This window comes from Pseudomonas sp. (genome assembly GCF_049300855.1).
In the GTDB taxonomy this organism is placed as follows: Bacteria; Pseudomonadota; Gammaproteobacteria; order Pseudomonadales; family Pseudomonadaceae; genus Aquipseudomonas.
The window spans coordinates 533062-545212 of sequence record NZ_JBAQKH010000029.1 but is presented as its reverse complement, the minus strand read 5'-3'; the positions used below and the strand labels follow the sequence as shown (position 1 = coordinate 545212).

9 protein-coding genes are annotated in these 12151 nt (G+C 59.9%); 1 reads left to right on the top strand and 8 read right to left on the bottom strand.

All coding sequences use genetic code 11. The annotated features are described in order from the left end of the window. Positions 1–202: 202 nt before the first annotated feature. The 3 genes from WA225_RS17430 to WA225_RS17420 are packed head-to-tail and all read right to left on the bottom strand — an operon-like array spanning position 203 to position 4169. The gene (locus WA225_RS17430) at positions 203–1720 is read right to left on the bottom strand and encodes an ArnT family glycosyltransferase (protein ID WP_422608885.1); all 1518 of its coding nucleotides are present in this window, start codon (positions 1718–1720) and stop codon (positions 203–205) included. Continuing rightward, complete coding sequence (gene arnT / locus WA225_RS17425) at positions 1717–3432, bottom strand: lipid IV(A) 4-amino-4-deoxy-L-arabinosyltransferase (RefSeq protein ID WP_422608884.1); 1716 nt, start codon at positions 3430–3432, stop codon at positions 1717–1719. Before arnT ends, WA225_RS17430 begins: the two co-directional genes overlap by 4 nt. A gap of 47 nt (positions 3433–3479) precedes the next feature. Further along, positions 3480–4169, bottom strand: a complete 690-nt coding sequence (locus tag WA225_RS17420) for a histidine phosphatase family protein (protein WP_422608883.1) — start codon at positions 4167–4169, stop codon at positions 3480–3482. Positions 4170–4499: 330 nt separating this feature from the next. Here WA225_RS17420 and WA225_RS17415 point away from each other — a divergent pair, with 330 nt between their 5' ends. Further along, on the top strand, positions 4500–5804 hold the full coding sequence (locus WA225_RS17415) for a sensor histidine kinase (RefSeq protein WP_422608882.1): 1305 nt from the start codon (positions 4500–4502) through the stop codon (positions 5802–5804). On the opposite strand, the gene WA225_RS17410 is transcribed toward WA225_RS17415, so the two are convergent. The 5 genes from WA225_RS17410 to WA225_RS17390 all read right to left on the bottom strand — a co-directional run bounded on the left by WA225_RS17410 (position 5762) and on the right by WA225_RS17390 (position 12061). After that, complete coding sequence (locus WA225_RS17410; RefSeq protein ID WP_422608881.1) at positions 5762–6313, bottom strand: PqiC family protein; 552 nt, start codon at positions 6311–6313, stop codon at positions 5762–5764. The genes WA225_RS17415 and WA225_RS17410 overlap by 43 nt on opposite strands. A 16-nt stretch (positions 6314–6329) precedes the next feature. Further along, positions 6330–7985, bottom strand: coding sequence for an intermembrane transport protein PqiB (locus WA225_RS17405; protein WP_422608880.1), 1656 nt, complete (start codon positions 7983–7985; stop codon positions 6330–6332). A gap of 173 nt (positions 7986–8158) precedes the next feature. After that, the gene (locus WA225_RS17400; RefSeq protein ID WP_422608879.1) at positions 8159–9460 is read right to left on the bottom strand and encodes an NAD(P)/FAD-dependent oxidoreductase; all 1302 of its coding nucleotides are present in this window, start codon (positions 9458–9460) and stop codon (positions 8159–8161) included. Beyond that, positions 9457–10545 (bottom strand): polyamine ABC transporter substrate-binding protein, encoded by a 1089-nt coding sequence (locus tag WA225_RS17395; protein ID WP_422608878.1) that lies wholly within the window; start codon positions 10543–10545, stop codon positions 9457–9459. Before WA225_RS17395 ends, WA225_RS17400 begins: the two co-directional genes overlap by 4 nt. A gap of 157 nt (positions 10546–10702) precedes the next feature. Then, positions 10703–12061 carry a glutamine synthetase family protein gene (locus WA225_RS17390; RefSeq protein ID WP_331691068.1) on the bottom strand — a complete coding sequence of 453 codons (1359 nt, stop codon included), beginning with the start codon at positions 12059–12061 and terminating at the stop codon, positions 10703–10705. Positions 12062–12151 lie beyond the last annotated feature (90 nt).

The window sequence follows — 12151 nt, the reverse complement described above, 5'->3', positions numbered from 1 at the left end:
CTCCTGATTTTTTAGACGTTATGAGCAGGCATTCGCGGGCAGACTTCAATGCGAATGATTTGCAGATATTCAGCCGCAGGCAATGTAGAGAGGCAAATGAGAAAAAAACGTCAAATACACCGTTAATACATGTCATTGCCATTCAGATTAGCAGCGACTCGCTGACGCACGGTTGCCGTGCGTCATTTCCGCTTAAGAGTCTTCAGGAGGGATTGGGGATGTAGGCGACGCTCTGGTCGGTGCGGCCATGGAACAGCTGTTCGCCCCGCGTCGGCGTGGTGGTGATGACCCGGTGATCGGCGCGCAGGTAACCGAGTGGCAACGGATCGCCACTGCGGTATTGGGCCACGATGATCGTGCGCAGCGGATCGAAGTGCTGGCCGCTGCTGCGCTTGAGCCAGGCCAATAACGCGGCGCTGTCGCCGGTGCGCGGGAAGTCCGCAGTTTCCGGCACGTAATAGAAGGGCGCACCGCCGGTTTGCAGGTACATCGGCACTTTGTTGTCGACTTCGACCATGACCATTCGCCACTGATTCAGCGGTGCCTGTTGGCTCGCTTGTTCACGCACGTTCTCGCCGAAACGGATCACGCCGCCAGCGCTGTTGGTCCACGGATAGAGGATGCCGAGCACAGCGACCATGACCACGGTGGCGATGGCAAAACCGATGTTCAAGCCAAGCCCTGTAAGGTTGCGCGCCGCCATCCGCCGAGTGATCCACCACGCCCCGAGCAATTGCGCGAACGGCACCAGTGGCAACACGTAATAGCTGCGACGGCTGCCGCTGGCGGTGAAAAACAGCAGCAACAGGCCTAGCCCCTGAATCAACCAGCGGGTGTCTGGCTCGATGTTTCGCCAGTTCCGCAGCGCCACCCACAACGCAATGAGCCAGCACGGCGCCCATGGCAGGGTGTAGATCGGCAGGTACAACAAGTAGGTATAAATCGGCCCGATGTTGTCGAACGGCTGGAAAAACCGCACGACGTTTTCCCGCAGCACCAGGTCCAGGCCACTCTGGCTGAAGTTCGACGCGCCATAGACATGCGACAACAGAAACGGCGCCATGTAGAACGCCCCGGCGATCAGCAGCGCGGCGCACAAGCGCAGGTTGAGATGGCGTTTCCAGCGCCGGTCATGCAGTAGATGCGGCAACAGCAGCAGCCCCGGCAGGATAAAACCGATCAGCCCCTTGAACAGCGACGTCAACGACAGTAATCCGAAGAACACCGCATAGCGCCAGAGCCGGGTGTCGTCCGGCCCGCGCCAGTACCACCAAACCGCCGCGAGGACTCCGCAGACGGTAAGGATGTCGGCCGTGGCGACCCGCGCCCAGAACACGAAGTAGAACGTCGTCGCCAACATCCATCCAGCAATCAAGCCGGTGCCTTTGCGAAACAGTTGCTCGCCCAGCAAATACACCAGCCATACGCTGAACCACGCCGAAATCACCGAGGAAAAACGCAGTGACCACGGCCCCAGCCCACCCGTCAGCCAGGATGACGCGGTGATCAGCCAATACGACAGCAGCGGTTTGTCGTAATACGGATCGCCCTTGAGGTACGGATCGAAGTAGTCACCGCTTTGCAGCATCTGCAACGCGATGTTGGCCCAACGGGTTTCCGCGCCCCACAGTTCGCGACTGCCCAAGCCGAGCAGCAGCATCAGGGCGGTCGCCGCCAGCAGAATCCATAACGCCCTGCGTTCTTTGGCAGTGGCGGTCATGGCTGGCGCTTGGCGAAAATGTAGATCTGCAAATTGCCGCGCTGGTAATGCTTGCCATCTGCCGGCAATAACTCGATTTCCTGGGCTTCCTGCGTGCTGTTGACGCGCATCACCACAGCCACCGAGCCTTTTTTGCGCGCGTCAGTCATCCACTGACCGACATCGTTCAGACCGACCTTGCGGGCAGCCATGGCCGGATCGTCGAGGCCGTATTTCAGCTCACCGACCGTATTGAACAGATCCACTTGCGGGCGCTTCAGGCGCCACGCCAAGGCCGACGCGGCGCCAAGATCATTGCTCAATAGCGAGGATGCTTCGCTCAAGGCCTGTTGATGCTCGGCAATAAACTGGTCGGGCATCTTGCTGTCGACGATCTGTGCTGGCATGGCGGCTGGCAACAGAGCAATCAACAGGCCAATGCCGAGGGCCGGCATGGCCCACAGCGTCAGCGGCCGCATGATTTGCAGGGCATTGGCGATGATCCAGCCGATCAGCACGATAAACACCAGTGACAGGCTGAACATCTCGGTGTTTTCGTAGACTTCTTTAGTGGCCTGCAGATAGATCAGGGCGATCAGGGCGACGCTGGCCAGCAGCGTGTTGATCACACCGTTGAGGCGCAACACCCGCGTATTGCGCTGCTCCAGCCACGTCACCACGGTGTAGCCCATCAGCAAGGCCAGCGGAAACAGGCACGGCATGATGTAGGTCGGCAGTTTGCCGCTACTGAGGCTGAAGAAGGCCAGCGGCAAGACAAACCACAGCGCCAGAAACGCAGTTTTTGCCTCGCGCTTTTCGCGCCATGTGCGGATCAACGTCGACGGCAACAGCACGGCCCACGGCAACGTCGCGGCAAACAGCAACGGCAGATAGAACCACCACGGCCGCGCATGCTGGGCATCATCGCCAGCGGCAAAACGGCGGATGTGTTCGTGCCAGAAAAAGAATCGCCAGAAGTCCGGCTCGCGCAGGTGCACGGCCAGCGCCCACGGCACACTGACCAGCGCGGCGACCAGCACAGCCACGGGGCCATAACGCAGCAGTTCGCCGAAACGCCGCTGCCAGATCATATAGGGCAGGGCGATCAGCACCGGTAACAGCAGGGCGAGAAAACCCTTGGTCATCAGCCCCATGCCACAGGCTGCACCCAATAAGGCCCAACTGCCCAGACGCGCCTTGGTTGTGGAACTGTCGATGGCAAACCACACCGCCACCAGACTGAGGTTGGCCCACAAGGTGAACTGCGGATCGAGGTTGGCGTAACCGGCCTGTCCGGCGATCAGGCCAAAACTCATATAGAGCAAGGCACAGGCAGCGCTGATGCGCGGGTTGTTCCAGAGTCTGCGGGCTAACAGATAGGCGAGCCAGACGCTGACGCCAGTGCTGACGGCCGAAGCAATGCGCACACCAAACAGGTTGTCGCCGAAAATCGCCTGGCCAATGGCAATCATCCAGTAGCCAGCGATTGGTTTCTCGAAGTAGCGAATGCCCATGAAGTGCGGCGCAACCCAATTGCCGCTCAGGAGCATTTCCTGGCTGATCTGGCCATAGCGGGTTTCATCGGGGATCCACAGACCGTGAGTCACCAGCGGCAACAGATAAAACAGGATAAAGGCCAGAACGAGACCGGGGATTGCCCAGCGTTCGAGCTTCGATGGCGGTTGAAGCAAGTGACGGGCAGCGTGGCGCAACGGTGGATTATCGGACGTCATGACTGGACCTTGATGCAAATTAAAAGTGTCGGGCTAAAGCGCTGAAGTCAGTGGCTGTTGTTTAAATGTTCCGCTGTAATGTTTAAAGTTTTCCAGAACGCGGTATTGATAATGCCCAGCACGGTAAGTTGTTTCTGATGATCAATTCGTACAAGTAAGGTGCTGCCGTATTGCGCGGCAATGGCGTGAGGGAAACCGGTCTGTTTTTCAAAGTCACTGATGCAGCCGCTGTGGGTGACCAGCACCAGATTTTGCTGCGCCACTTTGCGCGCGATGATTTCATCGCGAAGGGTCGGGCCACACGTGGCCAGCCAGTCTTCACTGCTGGCATCGTGGCCAAACATGTAATGCGCGGTTTGCGCCGTGCGGGTCAGCGGGCTGCTCAACACAGTGGCCTGCAGCATGCCCAGTTTCATGAAGCCTTGACCAACCAACTGCGCCGCGGTGCTGCCCACTTCGGTGATGCCGTCCGCCGGGCCCAGGCAGGTATTGCTCGATCGGTCACACCGTTCAGTGTGGCGCACCAAAGCCACCACTTCACCTGCCTGCCAGGCATTGAGCCACTCGGCCGTGGTGTTGCGGCCGGCATGATCGAGGTCGGTCGGCGAGCGTGGCCACCAGACAAAACCGCTGACCAGAATGGCCACCGCGACGACGCCCGCCAGGGTAATAAACAGCCGAAAGCGAGGCGTGCGGCGGTGCCAGGATAAATGTTTTAACTGAAATAATTGCGCCACAATGTTGCCTCTTTAAACGCCGGATAGTTCATTCAGTGCAACGTAAGGGCTTGGGCAGCGAGCAACTTTACGACTGTTTACTTGAATGCAGGCTGAACACTACGTTCAGCGGCGTCGGGGCGCAGTGAAGAACATGTGAAAAAATTGCCAGAAGTTGAGAGCGATAACTAAAACGGCTATTTGATAAATAAACTCAAATGCTGTTTTTGTTGATCAGGGGGGCTTACCAGGTCTGCACCGTTGCGGTGAAGTTCAGTCCTGTCGAACAACCGTGCAGCGTTGGGCTATGGTTGCCTGACACGGACCACCCCACAGGAGCCAGCCGAACGCATGGATTTCAAGCAAAGCCTGACGAAACGGATCGTGATCGTATTTGCGCTGATGAGCGCCTTCGTTGCCGGTGTGTTTGCCTTGGGCATCGTCGCGACCGTGCATGTGGTGGAGCGCAAGCTGACCAACACCACGCTGAGCGGTGGCCTGCACCGGCTACTGGCGATGGACGACATCAGCCAGTGGAGCCACAAGCCGGAAAAAAGCGAGTTGTTCTTTTTCGAGGGCGGGCAAGGGCCACTGGCACTGACCCGGCAATTGGCAGAGCTGCCGATCGGTTTTCAGGAAATCCGATTCCATGGCGATGACTTCTACGCCATGGTCGAAGCCGTCGGCGGACGCAAATACGTGTTGCTGCGCGACCAGGAAAGCCTCGAACAACGTGAGCATCTGCTGTTTATCGTGGTGATTGTCGGGTTCATCCTGAGCCTGCTGCTGGCGGTTGTTCTCGGTCGCTTACTCGCGCGACGGGTCATGGCCCCGGTGATTCGTCTGGCCCGCCAAGTGCGCCATCGCGATCAGCTCATCGAGGTGGCGCCGCCACTGCATCCCGATTACGCCGCCGATGAAGTCGGCGAACTGGCGCTGTCGTTCGATCAGACTTTGGGGCGGCTGCGGTCCACCTTGAGCCGGGAGAAACTGTTCACCAGCGATGTCAGCCATGAACTGCGCACGCCATTGATGGTGCTGTCGACGTCCTGCGAGCTGCTGCTGGCCAACCCGTCACTCGATCCGCGTTCAACGGCGCAGGTCAGCCGAATAGCTCGGGCCAGCAACGAAATGCGCCAATTGGTCGAAACCTTTCTGATGCTGGCGCGCAAACCAGAAGAAGTCAGTGTGCAATCCACCTGCACGTTGAAGGAAGTCGCCGATGCGCAGATCGAAATCTGGGGCCGCTTGATCCGCGAAAAGGGCCTGGAGTTTGTCTATGACCCGCAACAGGTCGGTACGCAGCGCTTTAACCTGACCTTCCTGCAATCAGTGATGGGCAACCTGTTGCGCAACGCCTGGCATTACACAGACCACGGTTACGTACGCCTGACCCTCAACGAAAACAGTTTTGTGGTCGAAGACAGCGGCATTGGCATCCCGGAAGAACGACGCCATGCCATGTTCCAACCCTTCGTGCGCGGTGATGAACAGCGCGGAGAAGGGCTCGGCCTGGGGCTCTCATTGGTGCAGCGGATCTGCACCCAGCAAGACTGGCAGGTGCAGCTCACCAGCCGAGAACCCAACGGCTGTCGTTTTACCGTGACATTGACTCAGGAGGAGGGCGGACAGCCGCGCGGATTGCCGGCGGCCTGACTGATCAGCGCAGCCAGGCGTTTGACGTTGTTCTGCTGGGCGTTGACCAGTTCATCGATGCTCGGCCCCGAGGGTGTCTGCAGCGTCGAGCGACAGGTCACCAGGCCACTGTCGGTATCGCCGAGCGGGCGCAGGCGCCACTTGGCATCAATCAAGGCGTACTGCCCCGGAATCGAGTCGAAGCGTTGTACGTCGATGCGCACGGAAACATTGCCACGACCGCTGGTATTGCTCAGTTGATCCGTCAGCGCACTGCGCAATTCATCGGCAAGGCTGGCGCCCCACCACTGCGTTTCCAGAATCGCCAGGCCGCTGTTGCCTTGGCGAATGACGATTTGTGGGCGATCGACTTGCGGCGGCACGCTGATGCCCTCAATCGGGATCTGCGCGCCGGCGCGGCTGCTGCCCGGTTGCACCGGGGTCAGCGTGTGAAAGCTGATCGGGTCGCTGCGGCAGGCGCCCAGCAACATAAAGGCAGCGAGCACGGTGATCTTCAGCGGTAAAGCCATGGGTTAGCTCCTGTGCTCAATTGCGTGGCGGTCCTTTCAGATCCAGTGGCGCGGCATTGTCCGGGCGCCCGCGAATCAGCGATTCCGGATGACGGCCCAAGTAGTCCGAGAGTTCACGCAGGGAGCGCGACATACGCCCGAGTTCGTCGAGGGTCTCGGTGAGTTTCTCGCGCTGCGGCGAGTCTTCGGCCAGGGTCGAGCTGGCGGACTGCAAGGTCTTGCTGACGTCGGCGAGGGTGCTCTGCACGCCCGGCAGGGTCTTGGCGTTGAACTGGGTCAGGCCTTTGCGCAGTTCGACCAGATTGCTGTCGAGGTTGCCGGCGATGCGTTCAATTGGCAGTGCGTTGATCTTGTTGACCATCGCTTCGAGTTTTTCCTGCAACTGTTCGAGGCTGCCCGGGATGGTCGGGATGCTGATTGGTCGGGCGGTGGCGTCAAACGCGACTTTCGGCGCTTTCGGGTAGAAATCCAGCGCGATGTACAACTGGCCGGTGAGCAGGTTGCCGTTGCGTGCCTGGGCGCGCAATCCGTTTTCGATGAAGGTGCCGAGGAGGCGCGCGCCGGTGGCTTCATCGTTTTCGTCGCCATTGAATGCCTTGAGCATCTTGGTGTGCGCCCGGCCCAGGCGCTGCGGATAAATGACGATGCCGACGTTGACCGGGAAAGTACGTTTGACTTCGTCGAAGTCCAGATTGACCGCGACCACGCGACCGATCTCGACACCGAGGAACTCGACCGGCGCATCGACTTTGAGCCCGCGCAGCGCCTGGTCGAAACGCAGGCTCAAGTACTGCGCCTTGCCGTTGGGCGGGGCGAGGGCGGCGGTCTGGTCGGCGAAGAGCTCGAAGTCTTTGTTTTCCGCAGCGACGCTATCGTTGGGGCTGTAATCCGGGGCACGGAAGGCAATGCCGCCAACCAGCAGGGTCGACAGTGATTCGGTTTTCACCGCAAAACCGTTGGCGCCGACGCTGACATCCACGCCACTGGCGTTCCAGAAACGGGTGTTTTCGGTGACGTAGGCGTCGTTGGGCGAGTGGATGAACACTTCGATGTTCACGCCTTTGCCATCGGGATTCAGCGCGTAGGAGACGACTTGGCCCACGGGGATCTTGCGGAAGTAGACCGGCGAACCGATGTCCAGCGAGCCCAGGTCGGCGGTGTGCAACGAGAATGTCTTGCCGGGTTCGCCATAGGTGATCGGTGGCGGGTTTTCCAGACCCTTGAAGTTCTTCGCGCGGTTATTGGCCTCGCCAATGTCGGCGCCGATGTAGTCGCCGGAAAGCAGGGTGTCGATACCCGATACGCCGCCAGCGCCGATCCGTGGGCGCACGACCCAGAACTGCGAGTCTTCGCGGGTAAACTCTTCGGCCTGCTTGGCCAGTTTGATCGTGGCGTTGACGCTTTTGTGATCGCTGGCCAGTTCTACATCCGAGACATGGCCGATCACCACATTGCGGTATTTGACTTCGGTCTTGTTGGCAGTCAGACCATCCCCGGTCTTGAAGGTGACGGTGATGGTCGGCCCTTCCTGCAGGATGTTGTGCACCACCAGCGAGATGCCCACCAGCACGGCAACGATCGGTACGATCCAGACGAGCGAGATGCCGAAACGGCGGGTTTTCACGGGAGCTTGGCCTGGTGCTCGCGGCTCGTCGGTGGCTGACGACTTCATCCATGTCCTCCTCGATTGATTGGGCACTGAGCGTCAGGAACGCAAAAGCACCTCATCAATATAGAAGTGCTTGGCGATAGAGCAAATGTGTATAGCGCGCTCGGACGATCTCGGGACGCAGAGCGTCCCCGGCTGCATTCCCACGCAGAGCGCAGGAACGATCAATTAGCGGATTAGCCGAGCATTTCCCGCAGGCGATACCAGAACATGCCCAGTGCCAGCAGCGGTGAACGCAGCGCCGGGCCGCCGGGGAAGGTCATGTGCGGCACGCCGCTGAACACGTCCATGCCCTGACTGTGACCGGCGTGAATCGCCTCGCCGAGGAGTTTTGCGCACCAGTGCGTGACGTTCAGCCCGTGGCCGGAATAGCCCTGCGCGTAGAACACGTTCGGGTGTTGCTGGAGCCGGCCGACCTGCGGGAAACGGTTGGCGGTGATGCCGATCTTGCCGCCCCACTGGTAATCGATGCGCACGTCGGCCAGTTGCGGGAAGACCTTGAGCATCTTCGGTCGCATATAGGCGGCGATGTCCGCCGGATCGCGTCCGGAATAGTGGCAGGCACCGCCGAACAGCAAACGCCGGTCGGCCGAGAGCCGGTAGTAATCGAGGCCGACTTTCTGGTCGCACACCGCCAGATTGTGCGGCATCAGTTGCGCCGCGCGCGCCTCGGACAACGGTTCGGTGGCGATGATGTAACTGCCGGCGGGCAGCACCTTGCCACTGAGTTGTTGTTCGAGTTCATCCAGGTGCGCATTGCAACCGAGCACCAGGCTGCCGGCGCGCACCGTGCCGGTTGCGCAACGCACTTGCACGGTCGCGCCGTGGATGATTTCCAGCACTTCACTGTGCTCGAAAATCCGTACACCCAGCGATGCGGCAAGCCGCGCTTCGCCCTGCACCAGATCCAGCGGGTGCAGGTGACCGGAACCCATGTCCACCAGGCCACCGGCATAGAGGTCGGAGTTCACCACTTGCTGACGGATCTGCTCCGGGCCGATCAACCGGGTTTCGTGGGCGTAACCGAGTTCGGCGAGATCGACCAACTCATCCTTGAACGCAGCGAACTGCGCGGCGGTGTTGGCGAGGTCGCAGAAGCCCCTGCGCAGATCGCACTCGATGCCGTTGTCGGCGATGCGCTGGCGCACCAGCTCCACCGAATCGATGCCGGCGCGCTGCAAATAGCGCACGCCTTCCTGACCGACGTACTTGGCGAACCCTTCGACCTCATGGCCGATGCCGCGGATCAACTGGCCGCCATTGCGCCCGCTGGCGCCCCAGCCGATGCGCCGGGCCTCGATCAACACCACCGAGAGTCCGCGCTGGGCCAGTTCGATGGCGGTATTGACCCCGGTGAACCCGCCGCCGATCACGCAGACATCGGCCGTCAAGTCACCGTCCAACAGCGGATAAGGTGTGCTCGCTCGGGCCGAAGCGGCGTAGTAGGAGCGGGCGTGTTCCTGGGTGTACTGATTCATTTGTTCGACTTCACTTTGCTCCAGGACCGGGTCATCAGACGCATGATCGCTTGAGGCGGGGTGGTAGAGATGTAGAGCTTGTCGAGGACTTCTTGAGGCGGATACACCTCGGGATTGTTGACCAGCGCCTGATCCATGTACTGCTTGGCGGCCGGGTTCGGGTTGGCGTAACCGACCGACGCACTGACCTTGGCGATCACTTGCGGATCGAGCAGGTAATTAATGAAGGCGTGGGCTTCTTTGGTGTTGCTGGCGTCGGCAGGAATGGCCAATAGGTCGAACCAGAGGTTGGCGCCTTCTTTCGGAATGGCGTAAGCGATGTTCACGCCGTTCTTGGCTTCCTTGGCGCGGTTGGCGGCCTGGAACACGTCGCCGGAGTAACCGAACGCCACGCAGATATCGCCGTTGGCCAGATCCGAGACGTATTTCGAGGAATGGAAGTAGGTGATGTACGGGCGGATGCTCAGCAGTTTCGCTTCAGCCTTTTTATAGTCTTCCGGGTTTTCGCTGCGCGGGTCCATGCCCATGTAATTAAGCACGGCCGGGAACACTTCGTCGGCGGAGTCCATCATCGACACGCCGCACTGGGTGAGTTTTTTCAGGTTTTCAGGCTCGAACAGCACGGCCCAGGAATCGATGTGATCGATGCCCAGCACTTGTTTGACCTTGTCGACGTTGTAGCCGATGCCGTTGGTGCCCCACAGGTACGGCACCGAGTGTTCGTTACCCGGGTCATTCTTTTCCAGCAGTTCGAGCAGCTTCGGGTCGAGGTTCTTGAAATTCGGCAGCTGCGAGCGATCGAGTTTGAGGAACGCGCCGGCCTTTACCTGACGGGCGAGGAAGTGGTTGGACGGCACCACCACGTCATAGCCGGTGCGGCCGGCGAGGAGTTTGCCTTCAAGGGTTTCGTTGGAGTCGAAAACGTCGTAGATCACCTTGATCCCGGTTTTGGCCTGGAAGTCGGCGAGGGTGGTTTCGCCGATGTAATCGGTCCAGTTGTAGACGCTGACCTGGGGTTGGGCTTGGGCTACGGCGCTGAACAGCACGCTCAGGGCGACCGGGAGTACGGATTTCAACAGACGCATTTCGACACCTCTTCTTAGAATGATCGTTCCCACGCTCTGCGTGGGAATGCCTCAACGGACGCTCCGCGTTCGGCTTTGGATGGGACGCGGAGCGTCCCGGGCTGCATTCCCACGCAGAGCGTGGGAACGATCGACATAGGGGATCTTTTAGGTTCGGCTAAACGCTGAGCATCAGGAACTCACGCTCCCACGAGCTGATCACGCGTTTGAAGTTTTCATGCTCGGCACGTTTCACCGCCACGTAACCCCGGACGAACTTGTCGCCAAGGTATTGCGCAACGGTTTCGCACTCTTCCATTTGCGTCAGCGCTTCTTCGATGGTGATCGGCAGGCGCAGGTTGCGGCGCTCGTACGCGCGGCCCTGCACCCCGGCACTCGGCTCGATGCCTTCGACCATGCCGATGTAACCGCAGAGCAGGCTCGCAGCAATCGCCAGGTACGGGTTGGCATCAGCACCCGGCAAGCGGTTTTCCACGCGCATGGCTTCTGGGCTGGAAGTCGGCACGCGCAGGCCGACGGTGCGGTTCTCTTCGCCCCATTCGACGTTGACCGGCGCCGAGGTGTCCGGCAGGAAGCGGCGGAACGAGTTGACGTTGGGCGCGAACATCGGCAGCACTTTCGGGATGTATTTCTGCAAACCGCCGATGTAATGCAGGAACAGTTCGCTCATCTGCCCGTCAGCGTTGGCGAAGATCGGTTTGCCGGTGGCGATCTCGACCACGCTCTGGTGAATGTGCATGGCGCTGCCCGGCTCATCGCCGATCGGCTTGGCCATGAAGGTCGCGGCGACGTTGTGCTTGAGAGCGGCCTCACGCATGGTGCGTTTGAACACGGTGATCTGGTCGGCCAGATCCAGTGCGTCGCCATGACGGAAGTTGATCTCCATCTGCGCCGGGCCGTCTTCGTGGATCAGCGTGTCGAGGTCCAGGCCTTGCAGTTCGCACCAGTCGTAGACGTCTTCGAACAGCGGATCGAATTCGTTGGCGGCATCAATGGAGAACGACTGCCGGCCACTTTCCGCCCGGCCCGAACGGCCCAGTGGTGCTTTAAGCGGCAAGTCCGGGTCTTCGCAGCGCTGGGTCAGGTAGAACTCCATTTCCGGCGCCACGATCGGCTTCCAGCCTTTGTCGGTGTAAAGCTGCAAGACTTTCTTCAGTACGTTGCGCGGCGACAGTTCGATCGGGTTGCCGAACTTGTCGAAGGTGTCGTGGATGACGATGGCGGTCGGTTCGATCGCCCATGGAATCACGTAGACCGCGTCAGCCACTGGCTTGCAGACCATGTCGATGTCGGCAGGATCGAGCAGGTCGTAGTAGATGTCGTCGTCGACAAAATCCCCGGTTACCGTTTGCAGCAGCACACTTTCCGGCAGGCGCATGCCGCGCTCATGCAGGAACTTGTTGGTCGGTGCGATCTTGCCGCGGGCGATGCCGGTCAAGTCGCTGACCACACATTCGACTTCGGTAATCTTGTGATCTTTCAGCCACGTGAACAGCTGATCGAAAGGGGCATTCATAAAGACCTCGTTATTGGTTTTATAGACGCCGGGGAGGGCGGGTTTCATCTTCCGCCCCTTCCCCTGTGGCGCGTTGACGACTATCTTGGG